Annotated in this window: 18 protein-coding genes; 11 read left to right on the top strand and 7 right to left on the bottom strand. The window is 57.4% G+C overall.

All coding sequences use genetic code 11. The features are described from left to right. The 10 genes from EN984_RS00855 to EN984_RS00810 form a co-directional block, all read left to right on the top strand. A partial coding sequence (locus tag EN984_RS00855; protein ID WP_127383607.1) for a hypothetical protein occupies nt 1-976 on the top strand: 976 nt, incomplete at its 5' end. Next, entirely contained in the window at nt 973-2304 is a 1332-nt protein-coding gene (locus tag EN984_RS00850) for an O-antigen ligase family protein (RefSeq protein WP_127268324.1), read from the top strand. The genes EN984_RS00855 and EN984_RS00850, both read left to right, overlap by 4 nt. Nucleotides 2305-2448: 144 nt before the next feature. Continuing rightward, nucleotides 2449-3330 carry a glucose-1-phosphate thymidylyltransferase RfbA gene (gene rfbA, locus EN984_RS00845; protein WP_127272412.1) on the top strand — a complete coding sequence of 294 codons (882 nt, stop codon included), beginning with the start codon at nt 2449-2451 and terminating at the stop codon, nt 3328-3330. After that, a complete protein-coding gene (gene rfbC / locus EN984_RS00840) occupies nt 3331-3885 on the top strand; it encodes a dTDP-4-dehydrorhamnose 3,5-epimerase (protein ID WP_127272014.1) in 555 nt (184 codons plus the stop codon). Between the two features lie 22 nt (nt 3886-3907). Next, nucleotides 3908-4978, top strand: coding sequence for a dTDP-glucose 4,6-dehydratase (rfbB, locus tag EN984_RS00835; protein WP_127272411.1), 1071 nt, complete (start codon nt 3908-3910; stop codon nt 4976-4978). Then, nucleotides 4975-5877 (top strand): dTDP-4-dehydrorhamnose reductase, encoded by a 903-nt coding sequence (gene rfbD, locus EN984_RS00830; RefSeq protein ID WP_127268902.1) that lies wholly within the window; start codon nt 4975-4977, stop codon nt 5875-5877. Before rfbB ends, rfbD begins: the two co-directional genes overlap by 4 nt. Next, the gene (locus EN984_RS00825; protein ID WP_127273099.1) at nt 5874-11396 is read left to right on the top strand and encodes a glycoside hydrolase family 99-like domain-containing protein; all 5523 of its coding nucleotides are present in this window, start codon (nt 5874-5876) and stop codon (nt 11394-11396) included. The genes rfbD and EN984_RS00825 overlap by 4 nt, the downstream gene beginning before the upstream one ends. 54 nt (nt 11397-11450) lie before the next feature. After that, a complete protein-coding gene (locus tag EN984_RS00820) occupies nt 11451-12563 on the top strand; it encodes a polysaccharide pyruvyl transferase family protein (RefSeq protein ID WP_164748974.1) in 1113 nt (370 codons plus the stop codon). A gap of 73 nt (nt 12564-12636) precedes the next feature. Continuing rightward, a complete protein-coding gene (locus EN984_RS00815) occupies nt 12637-13368 on the top strand; it encodes a class I SAM-dependent methyltransferase (protein WP_127271277.1) in 732 nt (243 codons plus the stop codon). 34 nt (nt 13369-13402) lie between these two features. Beyond that, nucleotides 13403-14161 carry a class I SAM-dependent methyltransferase gene (locus EN984_RS00810; RefSeq protein WP_127271275.1) on the top strand — a complete coding sequence of 253 codons (759 nt, stop codon included), beginning with the start codon at nt 13403-13405 and terminating at the stop codon, nt 14159-14161. A 170-nt stretch (nt 14162-14331) separates the two neighbouring features. On the opposite strand, the gene EN984_RS00805 is transcribed toward EN984_RS00810, so the two are convergent. The 7 genes from EN984_RS00805 to EN984_RS00775 form a co-directional block, all read right to left on the bottom strand. Beyond that, nucleotides 14332-15861, bottom strand: coding sequence for a glucosyltransferase domain-containing protein (locus tag EN984_RS00805; protein ID WP_127272216.1), 1530 nt, complete (start codon nt 15859-15861; stop codon nt 14332-14334). Further along, nucleotides 15837-16217: a GtrA family protein gene (locus EN984_RS00800; protein ID WP_164748973.1), complete on the bottom strand. Its 381-nt coding sequence runs from the start codon at nt 16215-16217 to the stop codon at nt 15837-15839. Before EN984_RS00800 ends, EN984_RS00805 begins: the two co-directional genes overlap by 25 nt. Next, nucleotides 16207-17157: a WxcM-like domain-containing protein gene (locus EN984_RS00795; RefSeq protein ID WP_127270265.1), complete on the bottom strand. Its 951-nt coding sequence runs from the start codon at nt 17155-17157 to the stop codon at nt 16207-16209. Before EN984_RS00795 ends, EN984_RS00800 begins: the two co-directional genes overlap by 11 nt. Further along, entirely contained in the window at nt 17154-18092 is a 939-nt protein-coding gene (locus EN984_RS00790; protein ID WP_206517162.1) for a glycosyltransferase family 2 protein, read from the bottom strand. The genes EN984_RS00795 and EN984_RS00790 overlap by 4 nt, the downstream gene beginning before the upstream one ends. Beyond that, complete coding sequence (locus EN984_RS00785; protein WP_164748809.1) at nt 18089-19189, bottom strand: DegT/DnrJ/EryC1/StrS family aminotransferase; 1101 nt, start codon at nt 19187-19189, stop codon at nt 18089-18091. The genes EN984_RS00790 and EN984_RS00785 overlap by 4 nt, the downstream gene beginning before the upstream one ends. A gap of 156 nt (nt 19190-19345) precedes the next feature. Continuing rightward, nucleotides 19346-20086, bottom strand: coding sequence for an ABC transporter ATP-binding protein (locus tag EN984_RS00780; protein WP_127272218.1), 741 nt, complete (start codon nt 20084-20086; stop codon nt 19346-19348). 7 nt (nt 20087-20093) lie between these two features. Continuing rightward, the gene (locus EN984_RS00775; protein WP_236382859.1) at nt 20094-20981 is read right to left on the bottom strand and encodes an ABC transporter permease; all 888 of its coding nucleotides are present in this window, start codon (nt 20979-20981) and stop codon (nt 20094-20096) included. 321 nt (nt 20982-21302) lie between these two features. Here EN984_RS00775 and EN984_RS00770 point away from each other — a divergent pair. Continuing rightward, a partial coding sequence (locus tag EN984_RS00770) for an SDR family NAD(P)-dependent oxidoreductase (protein WP_164765355.1) occupies nt 21303-22664 on the top strand: 1362 nt, incomplete at its 3' end.

The raw sequence follows: 22664 nt of genomic DNA, 5'->3' as shown, positions 1-22664 counted from the left end.
CCTGATAGGCGAGATTGAGTATCGACAAGGCGAGAAAGACGAGGCTTTTGAACTCTTCGACCAGGCTCGAAAGCTGTCCAAGACTGAAATCCATTCGCTTCAGAGATCGATCGATCGCTCGATCGAGATGGGCGACCTGTCAAAGGCCGTCGCCGAGATCGACACGTTGCTGCGCCGGTGGCCGGACACATTTCCAGTCATTGCGGCGGGCTTGCCGGCTATTCTTGCAAACCCGGACGGATATCAGGCTGTCCTGGCAGCCTTAAGGATCGAGGCACCGTGGAGGTCCAATCTTTTCTCCGCCCTTGGTAAGGATCCGCGGGGCCTGCGCGTCGCAAATCAACTGTTGCTGGACCTTACCGGATCGAGCTCACAACCGACGTCGAAGGAATTGTCTGCCGTAATCAACGGGTACATCCGGCAGAAGGAATACGAGGCGGCCTATCGGCTGTTCCTGTTCAGTATGACCGATCAGGAGCGGACACTGGCCGGATACATCTTCAACGGCGGCTTTGAACAGATCCTCAGCGACAAGCCATTCGACTGGCAGGTTCGCGACCGCTCCGGTCTGGAAATTACCTTTGCCGGGGCGCGCGACGTCGGCGAAAGCGATAGCGGAGCGACTGTCCGGTTTCTGAATACGCCGGTGAAGAACGCCGCGCTCCAGCAATATGTCGAACTGCCTCCCGGCTCCTACAGGATTTCCCTGATCGCCTCCGCGAGAAACCTGAAGCTGCCCAAGCAGTTGTTCTGGTCCATCAGATGCGCGGATCCGGCGGGAGAAATAGCTCGGTTCAACATTCCGGAGGGCACATTCAATCGGCGGCAGTTGAGTCTGGATTTCGCGATCGGACCAGGCGCGTGTCCCATGCAAGTGTTGCGGCTGGAAACAGCTGCCATCGCTGAGAGCTGGCGATTTCGATACGTTGGCACGTTGGTCATGCACAAATTGAGCATCGAAAGAGTTTCATCTTGAGAGAGCGGTCAGCCCGGTCCACGGAATGGGAAAAATATCTGCTTGGGTCGGTTCTTTTCCTGTCAGTGCTGATTGGCGGCGGCACCGCGAGCGGTCTCTACACCGAGGCGGTGATCGAGGTGGCGGCGATTGTCGCGGCCGCGGCCATCTTTTCAAGGCCGTCTGAGCACGGCATCCCTCGCTCGGCCCTGTGGTTGCTTGCTCTGGGCCTTGCCGTGTTCTGTTTCCAAATCGTGCCGTTGCCCGCCGCCCTGTTGAGCGGATTGCGGCCTGAGGTTTTACTTGCAAATCCATGGCTGAGCGGTGAAACCGGGCTGCGTTTCGTCAGTGTCGGCGTGGGACGCACGATCGAGTGTCTGTTGTACTTCGTGGCGATGGCTGCATTCTTTCTGAGCGTCACCCGCTTGCGCCCAGATCAGGTCTACGGCCTCCTGCCCTTCTTTTTGATGGGTGTCATCTGTAACGGATTGGCTGCGGCGATCCAGTATTCGCTCTCCGATACGGTTGCCATACAGGGTTTGCTGCCGTTCACGATCAATGCGGGACTGTTTGCCAACCAGAACCACTTTTCAGCTTTGCTCTTCGTCTCCATCCCCTTCGTCGTCTACTACGGCCTGTTTCGCGGGCACCTTCTGTCCGGGTCGCTCGGTTTGATAACGCTGCTGCTGCTGCTTCTGGCCGCCGGTTCGCGCGCCGGTATTCTGATAGGGCTGGCGATCACCATAATATCGGTCGTCTTTCTGTCCGCGCGCTCGAGGCTGGGCGGGTATGGAATACCCGCTGTCTTCATCGGACTTTCGCTCTACACGATCGGGGCGTGGACGAAGATCGATGCGGAAGTGGTTGACCCGGCCTTTGGACGGGCCGAATTTGCACGCACCACGATCGCGGGAATTGAAGAGAACTGGGCGACGGGCGTCGGCTTTGGGAGTTTTCCGAAAGTCTACCAGATTTACGAAAAGGGGGAGATGATCTTCAAGCCCTACGTCAATCACGCCCACAATGATTATCTGGAATTGGCGCTTGAAGGTGGCGCGCCTGTTGTCTTTCTGGTCGCGGCCTACTCGATATTGCTTTTTGCGTTTTCCCTGGCGGCACGGCGAGATCCGCTGCAGAAAATGGCGTTTCTCTCAGTATCGTTTCTGCTCGTTCATTCCCTGGTCGATTATCCCATGCGAACGGCGGCGCTTGCGATGACTTTCGCCTATATGAATGGCATCATCTTTCACAAGGGATTCGCTGGGCGGTTAAGCCAGAGAGGCGAGTCGACCGAGGCCCATGATGACAATCTGCTTGTTCCCGTCAGGCCGGCTCTGGCAAGACGATAGCAATGCGTCGCCTGGAATTGGCGATGGATTGGCGCTGGATCGTGACCCAGACGTTTGCCGAACGCCGAGATTGACAAGCCATTGCATGGAACCTAAGCACGGTCGGCTGGGGCCGGGGGGTTCAGGCATGTCAAGGAGAGCTTCTTGAAAGGAATTATCCTTGCTGGAGGCAGTGGAACGCGTCTTTATCCACTAACATTAGCAGTCTCTAAGCAAATTCTGCCGATATACGACAAGCCGATGATCTATTATCCGCTGAGCGTTCTGATGCTCGCGGGTATCCGTGAAATTCTGATCATTTCGACGCCGCGTGACCTGCCCGTTTTTCGCGATCTGCTTGGCGATGGATCGGAGTTCGGCCTCGACCTGTCCTATGCCGAGCAACCGCAGCCCAACGGGCTGGCGGAGGCCTTCATCATCGGCCGCAATTTCATCGGCAAGGACAACGTGTCGATGATCCTCGGCGACAACATCTATTTCGGCGACGGGCTGTCGCAGCTTTGCCGCGACGCTGCCTCGCGCGAAAAGGGCGCTTCGGTGTTCGCCTATCATGTCGAGGATCCCCAGCGTTATGGCGTGGTTTCCTTCGACAAGGCCACGGGAACGGCGCTGACGATCGAGGAAAAGCCGCAGGTGCCGAAATCCAACTGGGCGGTCACCGGTCTTTACTTCTATGACAACGACGTCGTCGACATCGCCCCTGCCATCCGTCCCTCGGCGCGTGGCGAACTCGAGATCACGGCGGTCAACAACGTCTACCTCGAGCGCGGCCAGTTGCATGTGCATCGGTTGGGGCGCGGCTATGCCTGGCTCGACACCGGCACGCATGACAGCCTGCATGAGGCCTCATCATTCGTGCGCACCATCGAGCACCGCCAGGGCATCAAGGTCGCTTGTCCCGAAGAGATCGCCTTTGAACAGGGTTGGCTGACAGTGGACCAGGTTCTGCGTCGCGCCGATCACCTGGGCAAGAATGAATATGCCGCCTATCTGCGCCGGCGTGTCGTCGACCTGTCGGAGGGCTAGGTGTTGGAGGTCAGGCCCCTTGGCATCGATGGCGTGCTGGAAATCGTGCCGAAGCGACATGGCGACGCGCGCGGCTTCTTCGTGGAAACCTACAATGCCGAGCGCTTTTCGCAGGCCGGCATAGACCTGGCTTTCGTGCAGGACAATCATTCCTATTCCGCCGCGGCGGGCGTCTTGCGAGGGCTTCACTATCAGCTTGCGCCGCGCGCCCAGGACAAGCTGCTGCGCGTCATCCGGGGCAGCATTCTCGATGTCGCGGTCGACATTCGCCGCGGTTCGAAAACCTTCGGAAAATGGGTCGCTCTCGAAGTGTCGGCCGAAAAGGGCAACCAGATTCTGGTGCCGAAAGGCTTCGCGCACGGTTTCGTGACGCTCGTGCCTGACACCGAGGTCCTGTATAAGGTGACCGACACCTATTCGCAGGCGCATGATCGGTCGGTCCGTTTCGACGATCCCGCCATCGGCATCGAATGGCCGTCATTGGCCGGCGGGTTCCAGCTCTCGGACAAGGACCTCAAGGCGCCGCTGCTGGCCGCCGCCGAGGTGTTCGCCTGATGGGTTGCGTGAGGACAGCGGCATGAATTTTCTGGTGACGGGCGGTGCTGGCTTTATCGGTTCGGCGGTGTGCCGGCATCTATGCGCCAACCCGGCCTATCGGGTGACCAATCTCGACAAGCTAACCTATGCGGGAAACCTGGCCTCGCTGCGGCCGATCGAGAACGCACACAATTATCGCTTCGCGCAGGCCGACATCTGCGACGAAAAGGCTGTGCTCGACATCCTCCGGCGCGACGATATCGACATCGTCATGAACCTTGCCGCCGAGAGCCATGTCGACCGCTCGATCGATGGGCCGGGCACCTTTATCGAGACCAACATCGTCGGCACCTACAAGATGCTCAATGCCGCGCTGGAATATTGGCGCGGCCTGCCCGAAGACCGGAAGAGCCATTTCCGCTTCCATCATGTCTCGACCGACGAGGTGTTCGGCGATCTTCCCTTCGACGGCGGCATGTTCGTCGAGGAAACGCCCTACGCGCCATCCTCGCCCTATTCCGCCTCGAAGGCGGCCTCGGATCATCTGGTGCGGGCCTGGCACGAAACCTATGGCCTGCCGGTCGTGCTTTCCAATTGCTCGAACAATTACGGACCCTATCACTTTCCCGAAAAGCTGATCCCGCTGGTCATCCTCAATGCGCTCGATGAAAAGCCGCTGCCGGTCTATGGCGCCGGCGCCAATGTGCGCGACTGGCTGTTCGTCGAGGATCACGCGCGCGCGCTGGAACTTGTCGCGACCAGGGGACTGCCGGGCGAAAGCTACAATGTCGGCGGCAATTCCGAGCGGACCAACCTTGGCGTCGTCGAGACGATCTGCGATCTGCTCGACGGCAGGCGGCCGCGGGCAGGGGGCAAGAGCTATCGCGACCTGATTTCCTTCGTCACCGACCGCCCCGGTCACGATCGCCGCTATGCCATCGACGCCTCGAAGATAGGCCGAGACCTGGGCTGGGCGCCCAATGAGAATTTCGACAGCGGCCTCGCCAAGACCGTCGACTGGTTTCTCGACAACAAATGGTGGTGGGGACCGATCCGCGAGCAGCGCTATGCCGGTGAACGGCTGGGCGAAGCACGCAAGGGGGCGGCGTGAGGCTGGTTGTCACCGGACGCGACGGACAGGTCGCGGCGAGCCTTCTGGAGGCCGGCCAGGCGGCCGCCGGCGTTGAGGTCATCGCCATTGGCCGTCCGCAACTCGACCTCGCAAGACCCGACACGGTGATCGAAGCGATCGCGGCCGCGAAGCCTGATATCGTCGTGTCGGCCGCCGCCTACACGGCGGTGGATCAGGCCGAGGACGAGCCCGATCTGGCATTCGCGGTGAACGCCGCCGGAGCCGGCAAGGTGGCGCAAGCAGCAAGCCGCCTGGGCGTGCCCGTCATCCATCTTTCGACCGACTATGTCTTCGACGGCACCAAGGACGCCGCCTATGTCGAGACCGACGCCACCGCACCGCGCAGCGTCTATGGCGCCTCCAAGCTTGCCGGCGAGCAGGCGGTTGCATCAGCCAATCCGCACCATCTGATCCTGCGCACGGCATGGGTCTACAGCCCGTTCGGCAAGAATTTCGTGAAAACCATGCTGCGGCTGGCCGCCGACCGCGACGAGATCGCGGTGGTGGCCGATCAGTGGGGAAATCCGACATCTGCACTTGATATCGCCGACGCAATCCTGCATGCGGCGGCACGGCTGCACGAGGGCGCCGCCGCATCCGGCATCTATCATCTGGCCGGAACCGGCGAGGCCAACTGGAGCGGCTTTGCCCGCCATATCCTCGACACAAGCCGCGTGTTGGGTGGTCCCTGGGCGCGGGTACGGGACATTGCTACGATGGACTACCCAACCAAGGCGCGCCGCCCCGCCAATTCCCGGCTATCGAGCGCGAAATTCGCGGCGGCGTTCGGCTGGAATGCACCGGACTGGCGGCAATCGACGGAAGCGGTGGTGCGCCGGCTGCTAGCCGGTGAGCCGAAACAGGCATTGACGGCATGAACAAGCACCCTTCAGCGGAAAACACGCGCGATGCCGCGCCCGTCGACGAGCCGAAGGCACGCAAGGCAAAGCCGAAAGCAGCCAAACGCACCTGCATCATGGTGCTCGGCATGCATCGCTCGGGCACCAGCGCGCTGACGAGGGCGATCAATCTGCTTGGCGCGGAACTGCCTAAGAACATGCTGGGCGCCAATCTATCCAATCCAACGGGTCACTGGGAGCCGGAGCGTCTCATTGCGCTGCACGACCAGATGCTGGACGAAGCAGGAAGCAGCTGGGATGATTGGCGATCCTTCGATCCCAACGATCTCGGCGCGCAGCGTCTGCGCTTCTACAAAGCAGAGATCGCGCGGCTGATCGACGAGGAATACGGCAGCGCGCCGTTTTTTGTGCTCAAGGAGCCGCGTATCTCACGTTTCGTGCCGCTTTATGCGGAGATCTTGAGGCGCATGCGCATCGATGTTCGGTATGTGCTGATAGACCGCAATCCGTTGGCTGTGATCGCTTCCCTGGCGAACCGAAACGGTTTCACGATGGGCTTCAGTTCGCTTCTTTGGCTTCGCCACGAATTGGAAGCCGAGCGCGCAACTAGGGGTCGGTCACGCATCTTGTTGTCTTACGAGAGTCTGCTTGATGACTGGCGACAGGGTATCGACGGGATCACTGCTACTCTCAGCCTAGACTGGCCGGTACCCGACGTGAAATGGCAGTCCCTGCTGTCTGAGCATTTCGCTACCGACAATCAGCACTTTGCCGCCAGCACTGAGTTGCTCGACGCAGACCCGCGCATCATTGACTGGGTCAAAGACGCTTATACCGCACTGATAGCGCTCAGGTCCGATGATACTGATGCAGTTGCAATAGAAATTCTTGATCGGATCAGAGCAGAGTTCGAATCTGTTTCACGAACTTTTGGCGACGCTTTTTTCCTTGAAATTGATTGCCGTCTCCGCGTGTTTCATCGGCAGAAGTTGGAACAGCAGCAATTAGCCAAACAGCGCGATGCGCGGCCCGCAAAGCAGGAACCATTCGTTTCACTTCGTGACCTGTACGATGCGCATCGCGGCAAAGTGTCGGATAAATGGTCGATCTATCTCAGCACCTATGACCATATTTTTTCAGAGTATCGAGACAGTCCGGTTCGAATCCTGGAAATCGGAGTTCAGAATGGCGGATCCCTGGAGATATGGCAGAAATATTTCCCCAATGCTGAAATAATCGTTGGCTGTGACGTCAATCTGGCTTGCGGAAATCTCGTTTTCGACAGCCGGAAGATAAAGATCTCCGTAGGTGACGCCAATACTGATGAAACGGAGCGCGACATCATCTCGATGTCGGAAAAATATGATATTATAATTGATGACGGATCGCACCTATCCTCGGATATAATACGCTCGTTCGCGCGATATTTCCCCCACCTTTCCGAAGGGGGCATGTACATCGCCGAAGATCTGCATTGCAGTTACTGGCAGGAGTTCGAGGGCGGTCTCTACGATCCGCTTTCCTCAATCTCGTTTTTCAAACGCCTGCTTGATGTAGTCAACCATGAGCATTGGGGACTGGATCGTCGTCGGGTCGATGCCTTGGCCACTTTCGCCGACAGGCACAAAGTCACATTCGATGAGGCTTCTCTCGCGTCGGTTCATTCCGTCGAGTTCTTGAACTCGCTTTGCATCGTAACGAAGCTGCCTATTCCGGAAAACGTCCTCGGCGCGCGCAACGTGCACGGGCAGGTCGCGCTCGCCGACGGGAGCGTGGTTCCTCTCGACGACACGAAGAGCAAGGCGATCGATCAAACCGGAAATCCATGGTCGTTGAAGTCAACAACCATGGAGGAGGAGATCGAAACCAACAGGAAGTTGTTGGGACATCACGGGGCACGCATCGAGGCTTTCTCCAGCGAGATAGCTGATATGCGTGAACAGATCCGGACCCACAAAGACGAGATCTCAGGCACAAGGGCACAAGTTAGCGCGAGAGACGAAGAGATCGCTCGAGAACGGGCACAGATCATTGCGAGAGACAAAGAGATCGAACTCTTGCAAGAAAATTTGTCGATGGCGCACAGGGCGACGAGTGCGCTGCTTGCGGATCGCGACGAGGCGCGATCCGAGGAAATCCGGTTGCATGAGGTTCTCGATGCCGTTTATGCCAGCACATCCTGGCGAGTGACCAAGCCTCTGCGGGGGATTGGGAGCCGCGTCCGCGCTATCGGCGATGTTCGCATAAGGGTCCGCCGCTTGGCGATTCGGGGTGCCTACGGTTGTTGGCACAATGTGCCGCTCTCCACCGACCTCAAGCGAAAATTGAAGAGAGCGGCGTTTTCGACCTTTCCTTCGCTGTTTGGCGTTACGAATGCCTACCGCGCCTGGAGAAGCATGGAGGCACCCCAAGCGCCTGTGGGCAGCAACGAGATGGTCTTGCGCGGGGCGCTGGTCAGTTCCGGCCCGATCTTCTCGCCCGAACCAGTCTATGTGCCGCTTCTCGATGCGCCGCCGTTGCTCCAGAAGCCGGTGCGCGTCATCGCGTTCTACCTGCCGCAATTCCACCCGATCCCCGAAAACGATGAATGGTGGGGACAGGACTTCACCGAATGGTCTAATGTCCGGCCCGCTGAGCCGCAATTTATCGGTCACCACCAGCCGCACGTGCCGGATACGCTCGGCTACTACGACTTGCGCGATACTGCTGTGCAGCATCGCCAGATCGAACTGGCAAGGCTCTATGGAGTGGAAGGCTTCTGCTTCTATTTTTATTGGTTCGGCGGCAAGAGGCTCCTGGAAAAGCCGCTCGAAAACTGGCTCGAGGATAAGCGCCTCGACATGCCATTCTGCGTCTGCTGGGCCAACGAGAATTGGTCGCGCCGCTGGGACGGAATGGACCAGGAGATCCTGATCGCTCAGGATCACTCCCCCCAGGATGATCTCGCGTTCATCGCCGAGGTCGCGCCCTATCTTCGTGACCCTCGCTACATCCGCATCAATGGCAAGCCGCTGTTGCTCGTCTATCGGCCAAGCCTGCTCCCGGCGGCGGCTGAGACAGCGCGGCGCTGGCGGACTTGGTGCCGGGAGAACGGCATCGGCGAGATTTTCCTGGCCTACACCCAGTCCTTCGAATCTGTGCCCCCCCATCGCTACGGGTTCGATGCCGCCGTGGAATTTCCGCCAAACAATTCCGCGCCGCCAAATGTCACGCATACAGTGACGCCGCTGCATGAGGATTTTGCCACGACCGTCTATGACTGGTCGGTATTCCCACAACGCAGCGAAACCTACTCATCCCGCAAATACAAGCTCTTCCGTTCGGTTTGCCCGGGCTGGGACAATACCGCACGCCGCAAGCGCGGCGGCACGGTGTTCATCAACAACACCCCCGAGCTGTATCGCAGATGGCTGGACAATGCCATTGAGGACACCTTGGCCCATATTAGCGAGCCATCCGAGCGGGTGGTTTTCGTCAATGCCTGGAACGAGTGGGCGGAAGGCGCTCACCTGGAGCCCGATAGCGTTAACGGCCACGCCTATCTGCAAGCGACCCGCGACGCTTTGGAGGCGGCGAAGGGGAAGTCCAAGGCCAGGATTGCAATCGTTTCCCACGACGCCCACCCGCATGGGGCGCAATTGCTGGCTCTCAATCTGGCCAAGGGATTCAAGCAGCTTGGTTTTGAGCCCGATCTCATCGTGCTGGGCGACGGTCCGCTGCTCGGCCGTTTCGCCCACGCCGCGACCGTGCACAGGATCGACTTGCCTGAACAAGGCGATGCCGATGTGTTGAAACGTCTGGCCACCATTAGAAACAACGGTGCCGAGGTCGCCGTCGTGAATACCACCGTATCCGGAAAGCTCATCCCGCTGCTGAAGCAGGCAGGGTTCCGCACCGTTTGCCTCGTCCATGAACTGCCCGGAATATTGGCGTCCTACGGTCTTGCTGACGCAGCCGCAGCCATTGTTGAGAACGCTGAAACGGTCGTTTTCCCAGCCGAGATCGTCAAAGCCGGATTCGAAGAGTTTGTTGGCCAACCGGTCAGCCAGTCGGTAGTCAGGCCGCAAGGACTCTATCTGCGTACGCCCTACCTCGCCGAGGATCGCCAGCAGGTCCGCGAGGCGGTCCGCGCACGATTAGGGCTTTCGCCAAATGCAAGCATCATCCTGTGCGCGGGCTATGCCGACCATCGCAAGGGCCTCGATCTTTTCGTTGATGCTTGCGTCAAGGTTATCGCATCCAGGCCGGATGCGGTTGCAGTCTGGGTCGGTCATGTCGATACCGTCTTTCACGCCAAGCAAATGCGACGGGTGAAGGAAGCGGGACTGGAGAGCCGCTTCGTCTTTGTCGGATTGGTGGAAAATCCGCAGGAATACTATTTCGCCGCAGATATCTATGCCTTGACCTCGCGTGAGGATCCGTTCCCCTCGGTGGTGCTCGAGGCGCTGGATGCCACAGTGCCGGTCGTTGCCTTTGAGGGCGCTGGTGGCTTCCAGGATCTGCTGAAGCGGGATTGCGGTATCCTCGTGCAGGCATTCGACACCGATGCGATGGCCGAGGTCATTGGCAATCTGCTCGACAATCCAAGTGAAGCCCGGCGTCTCGCCAGCGTTGGCCGCGATATCGTCCGCCAGGAGTTCAGCTTCAGCCATTACCTGCATGATCTGCTGATTTACGCCGAAAAGCCATTGCCGCGGGTGTCGGTCATCGTGCCTAACTACAACTACGCCCGATACCTGGGCGCACGTCTAGGCTCCATTGTCGATCAGACGATAAAGCCCTACGAGTTGATCGTGCTTGACGATGCTTCGACCGATGATAGCGTCGAAGTCATCGAGAAATTTCTGGCCGGTTGCGACATTCCATACCGGCTGGTGGCCAATGCGCAGAATTCAGGATCGGTATTCCGCCAATGGATGCGGGGGGTCGAAATGGCGCGCGGCGATTATGTCTGGATCGCCGAAGCCGACGACCTCGCCGATCCCGATTTTCTGGCCGAGCTTCTGCCCGCCTTCGAACGCGAGGAGGTGGTGATGAGCTATTGCCAGTCGCGACAGATGGACGGCGCCGGCCGGGTCTTGTCCGAACACTATCTCGACTATGTGTCGGACATCGACCGGTCTCGCTGGACGAAACCCTACGTCGTGGACGGCCGCCGGGAAATCGCCGAGGCACTTTACCTCAAGAACACCATTCCGAACGTCAGCGGCGTCTTGTTTCGAAGGGAGGCGCTCAGCAATGCGATGGCCAAACACAGCGAAGAGATCATGTCGTTGCGCAACGCCGGGGATTGGGTGACATATTTGCGTCTGCTCGAAAATGGTTCGATCGCTTTTTCCCCGCGTTCGCTCAATTCACACCGCCGGCATCAGTCGAGCGTAACCATAGGAAATTTCGATCTCAGGCACCTACAGGAGATCAGGCAGGTACAGGCCGATACAATCCGCAGCCACGATCTTGGACCTGCCGCGCTCGAACGAGCGAGCATCTACAGCCATGAACTCAGTGAACGATTTGGTATTCCAATTCAAGAATGACGACGCTGGTGACTGTGGGGAGTTAGATGTCTACAGAGCGTCGAGGAGATTTTAGTGAGAGTTCTTTTTCTGGGAGCGCCAATAGCTCCGCATCCTGATCCGCAGATTGCTTTTGAAAAGAAATTCGAAATCATTGGATATAACACCGGAAATCTTCTGATAGGGCAGTCTCTGTTCGAGGAAATTCGCTTTGAAGAGTTCGGTCAGGGGTTGGACTATTCCCCGCAAGAAGCAAACGAACGTTTCGACATCATTGCTATCGCCGCAGCAAATTTCATTTTCAAAAATTTTGATTTGTCCTACTTGGCTGACTTTATCGAGCCGACCAAGCTGCCATGCTTGGTTGCCGGCCTCGGGGCGCAAGCTTCTATCATCGGTGAAAAAGTCACAGATATCCCAGAGGGCAGTAAACGCTTCCTTCGTATCATATCGGAACGCAGCAAGACCGTGGGCGTGCGTGGCCATTTTACGGCTGAAGTCATGAATGACTTTGGGATAACGAACGTCAGAGAGGTTGGATGCCCAAGTTTGTTTCGCAAATTGCGTCCGGATTTGAAGATAAAGAGGCCAGGAAGAGACGCCGAGCTGAGGGTTGCAGTGAACGGATCACGCAACGTATTTCTTCATTCGGCCAATCCCGAAGCTGCCCGGCGCGTTGAAGCTGATCTTTTGAAATTATCCGCTCACAAAAAATATCCATATGTTCTTCAGAACGAAGAACCGGAAATGAAAATGCTACTTTCCAGAGATGGGAGAGAAGACGATTTTGGGGTCGCCCAGGCAGTGCTCGGGCAGATGAACATGGAAATGGATCCGTCGCTCTATGTAAAGCATGTCAAAGAGAACGCAAAAATGTTCTTTGATTTGGCAGAGTGGGATGCGTACATCTCGAAATTCGACTATTCGATAGGAACGCGCTTCCATGGAAATCTGATTGCATTAACCAACGGTGTTCCTGCAACCATAATTTCCCACGATTCGAGGACGACGGAAATGGCGGAACTTATGAGCATCCCGCATATCCCGGTCGATAAAGTGGGACAATTGAACGTCAACGAGCTTGTGCAGGCTGGCAACTATGATGAGTTTCAGCGCAAGTACACTGTACTATATGATCGTTTTGCCCAATTCCTTTCGGAGAATGGGGTTGCCCACCGGCTAGAATAGCACCGTGGAGCTGAACTCGGACCGAAGCAGCATTCTGTTACGGCTTCATTTTTGAAAATCCTGATGGTGCTCCATGAATTCTGATTCCTATCCAGTTTACCGCCGGGCAGGTTACTGCCCAATCTGTGAAGCCAATGTCGAGTTTTCCGCCCACTATGATTGGTATCGTGATCATCTGCTCTGCTCCAGATGTGGATCGATCCCGCGTGAGCGCGCTTTGGCTCTTACGCTCACGCGACATGTCTCTCGTTGGCGCAACCTTGTTATTCATGAATCGTCTCCCACTCCCCGCGGAATTTCTCCGAAGTTGAAGCGGGAATGTGCCGGTTATGTTGAATCGCAGTACTTTCCCGGAGAGCGTTTGGGCTCGTCCGTCAAGGGCTTCCGAAACGAGAACCTGGAGGCGCAGACATTTGGTGATGCGACTTTCGATGTCGTCGTTACACTTGATGTCATGGAGCATGTGAATATGCCGGAGCGGGTGACAAAGGAGATTGTCCGCACCCTGAAACCAGGCGGCGCTTATCTGTTCACCGTTCCCACCTACAAGGGCAAGATCGACAGTGAGCGCCGTGCGCTCTACAGGCCGGACGGAACGATCCAGCACACCGGCGAGCCGGAATATCATGGCAATCCTGTTAGCGATGCTGGTTCGCTGGTAACATTTCACTACGGCTATGACCTGCCGGAACTGATCCACCGATGGTCAGGAATGGATGTCGAGGTATGCCGTTTTCATGATCACTGGCACGGCATAATAGGCGAATTTACAGAAGTATATTTGGCACGGAAGCACGCCCGCTAACCAGGCCGAGGCTTTCGTCAGGAGCGAACGTAGTATGCAGATCGATAAGTTGGCAGCGATGTGGCAGGGCTATAGGCAGCGGGGCGTCATCCCAACGATCCACCTTGACGACGGGATGTTCAAAGGCAATCCCTTTCTTGATGACTACGACATTGTTGGCGAAAGCGTGTTGAAGGTGATCGTATCGATCTTGGCAATCGCCCGGAAAGAAGCCATTTACAATATTATGGATTTTGGATGCGGCCATGGGCGTGGCGCTCGCTACATCCGGTCACTGTTCCCTGCCGCCAAGATAACCTTCTGCGATATCGATCCGAGCTGCGTCGAATTTTGCGCCCACGAGTTCGGGGGAGATGCGGTGCTTTCGTCTGAGCATCCCTCTGACATTAAAATCCCAGGCGGCATGGATCTAATCTGGGTTGGCTCTGTCTTCACCCATGTCGATTACGAGAGAATGCAAATTCTTTTCGATAAGCTTTTTGCGGCATTGGGGCGCGGGGGGATACTGATCGCAACCTTCCGGGGGCACAACACGTACGAGATCACAAAGAACGACCCGATCCAAGCTGCTGCCCAAGCACAAATGCTGAAGGACTACGAGCAGACAGGGACTGGCTATTGGCCATACCCAAATGCCGCAGGCCAAGTTGGCATGAGCGATTGGGGACTTTCGCTTGCATCGATCGAGCGAGTTGTGGCGCTAGGCAAACGGCACGCCAATGCTCGCTTGGTCGGCTATAGCGAATCCGGATGGGCGAACGTCCACGATGTTGGCGCTTGGACGAAACGCTGAACCACCGTGTATTCGACATGGCGGTCGAGAAGTCGGTTATTCTGGTCCTCAAACTGGTGGATCAAAAGGTATCCCGTTTCCGACTGAGCGAATCTGCCAAGCACGCTGCCTCTACAGAAGCGGGTCCGTCTGCTTCCCTCGGACCAATCCAAAGATTTCGATTAAATCCCTTATCGATTGGTAACTTTTGCAAGGGCTTGCTGATTTGCGTAGCTGGGCATCTCACCGAGCCTTATCAGCGCAATGTCGCCCTGGATTTCCACACTACCGGGGGCTGGCCATACCGGCATCGCCGAAAGACGAACAATCGTCTGGTCAACCTGATCTGGGGTAGCACCGTTCAAATTGGAGTAGCCGAGCAATTTCATGTAATAAGCGATGCGCCAACCGTTGCCACCGTCCCATTCGAAGAACGAGTGGCCGACTGTCGAGCCGGGCTGCTTGGGATAGTTGGTCACAAATGGCTGGGCGCCAAACACGCTCAGAGCATAGCTGCGCTTTACATCAAAACCGCGCGCGGCCGACAGCCTGTCGAAGATGGCGCCCGCCATGAGTGTATCATGCTTGTCGACCAGATAGTTAGACGCCTGACGATAGTTCTGGGCCACCAGAATTTGGAAAATTGCCACGGCCATCAAGATGGTTGAGGCTACGCGGGTTCTCGATTCTCTGCTCGTCACCGCGACATAGGCAAACATCCAAACTGCAATCGGAACCCCGACGAGGCTCCTGACAGGCATGCTGCCCGCAGCGAGGAGGTGAAAGCCGAAGGGAATAAGCAATGAAGCGAAGGCAATTGCCGTCAACAGCAATTTCGAGCGGGGCAATTCCTTCAATAGCGCCCAACCGCCAAGGATCAACAAGAGCGGAATTGCCCACAACGCGACGTCATATGTGCGCCGGTCCAGACCATAGATCCCGCCTATCGCTCCAAGCACACGCCCAATAACTGTGGCCGGATGTTGAAGCAAAAAGCCAGGCTGGGAAAGCGAGTCGAAATACTCGTTTCTAGCGGGGGTGAACGATCTGAAAATGGCATCGCCGACGACATAGAACAATATGGCACCAGCCAGCAGAATACCGGTCCGAAGCAGGTCTTTTGGCAGCGATTCGCTCCTTCCTGCCCGTGCTTGCAGAATTGAGATCGCGATGCCCAGGACCAGAATTGCCGGTGCGAAACTCTGGTAGATCGAGATGGCGAAGGCGCCGACTCCCACAGCTCCGAGAAAGCGAGGGCTGAGTGGGGAAACCTCCTCCTTGCGGATCAGCCAAAGCGCTAGAGCGGTCGCGAACAGGCCGACGCCGATAGCGGCAATGTTTGAATAAAATTCGACGATAAAAAACCAGGTCGGGAAAGCACAGAAAATCGCAAAACATGCGTACTCAGCGATGGAGAGCTCTTGCTTGTTAATGACATCCATGACGAGGAGGTAGGCGGCCACGCAACCGGCGCCAAAGACAGCTGGAGCCAAGAAAGGCATTACCGGATGAGGAATAAGGAACCTCTCGATCAGATATGCCCCCCAGCGTCCTTGAATGATCCAGACGGATGCGTCCGTTCTGAAGGCTGTTACTTCCTCATCCACTGACAGCGGAAAGGAAGCCAGCTCGGAAAAATACATCGCGGCGAAAATCGCAAAGAGATTAATGGCTGGTCGTATTGTGCTCGGTCGCGTCAGCATGATCTGCGGAGTATCCATCGAGAAATCACGAAGTTGAGGATGGTCGTGATGGCAAGGGTGACAAAGAAGGCTGCTGCAGCATTTTGCAGAACGCTTTCAAGCGTTTTGAGGGCTGCTAGGCCGAGCACGAACACGACCGCAATCGACGCCCCGATTGCCAGTCGATCGGCGATGCCCGTGCGGCCGCCGGGAAAGACGCGATCGGGATAGAACACCATTACGAACACAAGTCCTGTCAGCCAAGCGAGCGCGTAAGACAAACTTGAGGGCAGGACGACAAGGCCGGCAAAATAGACAAGGCTGGTCAGGGCGGTATTTAGTCCGCCGGCGACAAGAAACCGGACGGCGTCTCCGCCAATGCGATCAGCGGTCATCCTGCCTGACCGTATCCAGGAAATCCGCATAGTCCCTGATGTAATCGCCAGCATCATAGTTGTGCGAAGCCATGACCAGCAATGCTGTATCGGGTTGGAATTTATACTGAATTCCCCAAATGCCGGGCGGAATGTAGAGGCCGATCGAGGGTTCGGTCAACGAAACCTCTTTTCTCTCATGGCCGTCGTCAACGACAACGGACAGGCGGCCATGGGCCGCGATCAGGAATTGATGGCACTCGCGATGCGCATGCTCACCCCTGACCTTGTCGGAGGGAACGCCATAAACCAGAAAGGACCGGGCCGGCTTAAACGGTAGGTTTGCACCGAATTCGAGCGGGGCGAGTTCGCCTCGCAGATCGCTAAAATGCGGCAGCCGCCAGAGCTCGGTACCACCCACCCCAAGCGACATTTTCTCGCCCACTGCGCCGGGGAAGGTTTGCGTCAAGGCTGGCACGATCTTCGGGCCGGTCTGGTAGCCGATGATGACTGCGGGATTTCCGACCACGACGGCGTTGGCAGGGACGCTCTTGGTCACCACGGCGCCGGCGCCGACCATCGCCTGGCGGCCGACGACAATGCCCGGCAGGATTGTGGCATTGGCGCCGATGGAAGCGCCGTCCTCGATCGTGGTCAGCAGAAACGCCTCGGGATATCCCTTGGAGCGTGGGAAGCGATCATTGGTGAAGGTCGCATTCGGGCCGACAAACACACGATTGCCCAGGCGCACCCCGTCCCACAGTTGGACGCCGCTCTTGACAGTCACGTCATCGCCGACGATCACGTCGTTCTCGATGAAGACGTGATCGCAGATGTTGCAGTTCGAGCCGAGCACGGCCCCAGGCAGCACGTGAGCGAAGGCCCAAATACGCGTTCCGTCGCCGACATGGGAGCTTTCGCAGATACCCCGTTCGTGCACGAAAAATGGCTTGGCGTTCATTTCGCTGTTCCGTCAACGACGCGGCTGATGATCCGAAGTGGGCGCGATTTGGTGTTTTCAACTGCCCGCCAGAGATAGCAACCAAGAATCCCTTGGACTAGAAGACTGGCCGAACCGAAGCCCGTGATCAGCAGCACCAGTGTCGTATAGCCAGCGGGGTCTATATTGCCAAGTAGCCGTGCAATCACGGTAACGACTGCAAATAGGAGACTTAGCGCACAGCCGGCAAATCCTACCCAGAGGGTGAGCATTATCGGAAAATCAGAGAACGAGAAAATGCTGTCCATCATGTATCGGAACCGCCGTGCCATGCCCCAGGCGCTTGTTCCGTGCTTTCGTTCGCGCCGCCGATAAGGCACGAATTCCCGCCTGAAGCCGACCCAGAAAAGTTGTATGACAAGCGAGCTGTTCGGCTCCTCGATCGAGAGGATCGCTTCCAGAACCTGACGGTTGCAGGCGAAGATATCCACTCCGCCACTCGGCATGCTGGGCAGGACGAGCCTGCGGTAGGCCGACCAGAAAGCCCTCGACAGAAATTTGGTCAAGGGCGGATCGCTACGCCCGGTTCGCTGCCCAAACACGACGTCAGCCTCGTCCTTTTCCAGCTTCGAAAAGAATTCGACGATCAGTTCAGGCGGCTCCTGCAGGTCGGCGGCCATCGCAGCGACCTGGTCACCCGAAGCGTGTTCGAGCCCGGTTCGAATAGCAGTGAACGAACCAAAGTTCCGGCTATGGAAGATGATCTTGTAATCATAGCCCGAGCCTTTCAATTCCTTGATCAGCAGCGGGCCGGATTCGTCCGGCGACCCGTCGACGACGAAGACGAACTCGATGTCGCTATGATATCTGGAGTGGAAATCGGCGACTGCGCCCAGGAGGGAAGGGATGTTCGCCTGATTTCGATAGATCGGGAAAACGATCGAGCGTGTTGTCACATTGTCTCCCATTCGCGGAGGGCCAGGCAAACCCGCTCTACCTCGTCGTCCCTCATATCGGGATAGCAGGGGACCGAACAGAGACGGCTGACGCTGGCCCTCGATACGGTGAGATTTTCGCTCCCCATCATCGGTAAGTCCGCCCAGCCGACCTGGTCGCAATCCAGCACAGGGTAGTGTATGTCAGTGTCGATGCCGCGCTCTTTCATGAACGCCCTGAAGGCGTCCCGGTCGTCGCAAAGCGCGACCGCGAGGTGCGCGACAGCGCCTTCGCCACCTTCCAGGAACTGGAATCGACGCCCGGCAACCGACTTGTACTGGTCTAGGATGCCACGCCGCTGCTGGTTGCGTCTATCCACATCGCCCAGCAAAACGTCCAGTATCGCGGCTTGAACTTCATCCATGCGGGAGTTGCGGCCGTTGGGCACGCCGACATGATATTTTGAACTCCAGCCATATTGTTGCAGTTGCCGTACATGCGCGGCGGTTGCCGTGTCGGAGGTAAGAACAGCGCCGCCGTCCCCCATGGCTCCGAGATTTTTGGTTGGGTAAAAGCTGAACGTGGAGATATCCCCCAGCGAGCCTGCAACGTCGCTTCCGATTCTCGCCCCGTGCGCCTGCGCGCAATCTTCCACGATTGGAATGTGCGAGAGGCCAGCCTGCTCAAGTCCGTCCCGGATGGCGCGGACATCAACGACGCCACCATAGAGGTGGGTGGCGACGATCGCAGCGGTGTCTGCGCTGGCTGCTTTCAGTACCGATTGAAGGGCTATGAGTTGGCTGGCTGGTTCGATATCGACATAGTGCGGAACGAGATCATTCTGCCAGCAGGCACAACTGGCATAGCCCCCCGCATTGGCGGCGACGATCACCTCGCGCCCGTCGTAGCGCTTGGTCACTGCGGCCAATGCAAGTTCGAGCGCATCCGTCCCGTTGGCCACGAGAACGCATTCCGAAACACCTATGAATCTGGAAAAATTTGCCGCAAACCTTTTGCCGATAGCGCCATTGAGCCACCATCCCGAACGTAGCGTGTTCACTACCTCACTCTCGATTTCGACCTGGTAGCGCTGATACAGGCGCTTCAGATCATTCATCGGAACAGATTCTTGTCTCGTCATCGGTAACTCAACGGCTCGAGCGCAATTCATTTTAGTAACGTCCGCAGGGCGCAACGTTGGCATACTCAACTACAGCAGGTGCGACGAATTGGAATCTGAACTGCGAGCAAATAGTATCCGGGAAGAGTACCTTTAAGACTTAGCTCGCGTTCCAGCCCTCTTTGCAGGTTTCGTCGTGAAGGCTTCGACCCTTCCGTTCTTAAGCGTCATTCTTTTCGTACATACGCTTTCGAGCAGGCTCTCATTGTGGGTCGCCAGGACGATGATGCCTGCCTTCTCTGCCAGTTCATCCATGCGTCGTTTGGCTTTTTCCTGAAACGCGGCGTCGCCGGCGCCGATCCACTCGTCCATCAGCAGAATTTCGGGGTCAAGCGCTGTAGCCGCAGAGAAAGCAAGACGAGCGGCCATACCCTGGCTATAGGTTTTGAAAGGGACATCGATAAAGTCGCCAAGTTCGCTGAAGGCGATGATCTCCGGCATTTTTTCTTGGATCTCGGCCTCGGTCCACCCGCTGATCAAACCCCTCAGAACAATGTTTCGCCGCCCCGTCGCTTCGGGGCGAAATCCTATGTTGATGTTGAACAAAGCGTCGACTTTGCCTTCGATGGCTACTATGCCGGACGATGGCTGATAGATGCCGTACAACACCTTGAGCAGTGTCGTCTTGCCGGCCCCGTTTGGGCCGACCAAGCCTAACCGATCGCCTGCTTTGAGTTCAAAGCTGACATCTTCCAGCGCCTGCACGACCTGCTTGCCGCCGGAACGTCCGATTTTGCCTCCAAGACCACCCAGGCGCCGGTCAGGCGCCGTAAGCGTCAACTTTTCGTAGAGGCGGTAGGCGAGGCTGACATTGTCCAGCTTGATGGAAATCATTTTGAGCTCAGATCAGGAAAACGACGCGCTTGCGATATCCGCCCAGCAGCAGCAACGCAACCGCCCAGAAAGCCAAAGAGATGTAGGCGGTCACAGCAAAGGCATGCATTGGGAAGTCGCCGCTCGCGATTGGCGCGCGCACCACTTCCAGAAAATATGTGAACGGATTCCAATGATAGGCATAGTTCTGTATACCGCCTTGCCCATGATAGGCCCAGAAGACTGGCGTAAGAAACGTACCGACCCGCATGATGTTGCCGACGATGAACTGGGCATCGGGAAAGAATGCACCCAGGAATGCGAAAACCGTTACGATTGCAGGGGTCGCGAGCACAATCAGCAATAACCCCGGGACAGACAATAGCCACTCAGCGCTGATTCCCAAGCCGCTCAGCAGCAGGATGACGATGCAACCCGCCACCGAATAGCTCGCTCGGATGACACATTGCACCGTCAGCCGCATCACATACACGAAGAGTGGCAGCCTCGTGCCTTGAATGAAACTGGCTTCGCGGGAGAACAGGGGCACGCTCAGGCTGATCATCTCCATGAGGTAGAACCAGACAACCAGGCCGATCGAAGCATAGGCCGTGTATCCGGCCGAATCCGTGTCTTTGGTCTTGAAAACGAAGATGAAAGTGCCAATGAATGCCAGATAATTGACCAGCATCCAAAGCGGGCCGAGCGTCGTGCGTCTGTGCTGATCGCCGATGTCCTCGTGGGCAAGCGCGATCCAGACCCGGTGTAATCTCATGGCCTTTGAGATGTCGTCAAAAGCGCCGTTTAGTGCCGCAATCATAGCTGGGAGTATCGCAATCCGTTGTTCTGGCGCATTATTCTTCGCTGGCCATAGCGAACCACCAAGCCCGTCTCTAATAGCCATTTCGATGGGCATATGGCAACGCATTGCGTCGTAACGCGGTGGGGAGCAGAGTCAACTGCGGCAAAACTGAGCGCATGCTGATGCTGCGTGGCTTATCTATTAGCGTTTGATAATGTTGACTTTACGGCAATCGCCCGAGCATGATCCATGTTCTCCACTGGAAGCCTCTTGTCCGAAAAAAAACCTCTAGCTATGCCCCCGCCCCCGAAGTATGCGATATAGGACGGCGGGGGCCGGGGATAGCACTTGAGCAAGGTGATTGGTCGCGAAGTAACTTCGTGTTCGCACCTCGCTGGTGTCGATGCCCTTGAGCCTGGAGTCTAGTGCCGTCCAATGAATTCCCACCTAGAAGCTGTGTTCGGGCTCAGGCCACAGATGCGGCGCGCCTTCATCATGGTCCAGGACGTGGTCATGGTCCTGGTCGCCGTGGCACTCAGCCTCGTGCTTTCGCGGTCTAATCTTTCGTTCGACGCGCTCTCCAAGGAGGGTCTGGCGACATGGGCGGGCATCGTCGTCATCAGCCATTTGCTGTTCCGCTACAGTGGCCTCTACACCACCGTCTGGCGCTTCGCCTCGACGCCGGACTTTTTCAACATCCTGAAGAGCTGCGCGATTTTGACGTTCACTCTTTACATGGCATCGCTGCTGCTGCGTTTTTACCGGCCGGTGGCGGGGCTCAACGAGCGTCAGTTCATCGTCTTCTTCCTCGTCTCCTTCACCATCATATCGGCACCCCGGCTATTCTACCGCTTCCTGCGTGACGGCGCGAGCTGGGGCATTCTTGGCCGCAAGTCCGATGATACTGAGCCCAAGCGCGCGCTGTTCGTTGGCCGGCTCGGCGAGGCCGACCTGATCATTCGCTTCACGCGCACGGCGCAACCGGCTGACTATTCCATCGCAGGCATCATGGCGACCGAGCGCGGCGCGCCATTGGGCACGCGGATTCAGGGTGTTCCCGTGGTGGCGACCCTGCCGCGTCTGATCGATGTCCTGGAAGATTACGCGACCGGCACCAAAAGCCTGGACCTGCTGATTTTCGGCAGCGGCGCCGAGCACGAAATCGAGGACTATTCGGAACTCGTGCGCATTGCCCGGCACGGCGACATAAATGTGGTGCAGTTCTCAGGCCTTTCGGAGTTGGAACAGCACGGAAAGCTGGTTCTCGACACCGTCGAGATGGAAACGATCCTGCGCCGTCCGGCGGTCGCGTCCGACATCCAGCGCATCGGCGCCTTTGTCAGCGGCAGACGCGTTCTGGTGACCGGCGGCGCCGGTTCTATCGGCCAGACGCTGGTCAAGCGGTCGCTGGAACTGGGAGCCGAGGCGGTGCTGGTCGCCGACAACTCCGAGTTCGGCATCTTCCAGCTGAGCCAGTATGTTGACGAGAAGGACCATGACCGACTCAAGGTCCGCATCGTCGATGTCTCCGACCGGCGCCAGATAATGCGTGTCGTCACGGAATTCCGGCCGGACATCATCTTTCACGCCGCGGCGCTCAAGCACGTGCCGCTGCTCGAGGAGAACTGGGATTCGGCCATTCAAACCAACATTTTCGGAACGCTCGTCTGCGCCGAGGTTGCCGCCAAGTGCGGGGTTGCGCAATTTGTCCTGATATCGAGCGACAAGGCGGTGGATCCCTCATCGGTGCTTGGCATGACGAAGCGGGCCGCCGAACAGATCATCAGTGCCTTGCAC

This window comes from Mesorhizobium sp. M7A.F.Ca.CA.004.12.1.1 (assembly GCF_003997835.1).
Classification (GTDB): Bacteria; Pseudomonadota; Alphaproteobacteria; order Rhizobiales; family Rhizobiaceae; genus Mesorhizobium.
Note: the sequence above shows the minus strand (reverse complement) of the source record. Positions and strands in the feature narration are given on the sequence as shown.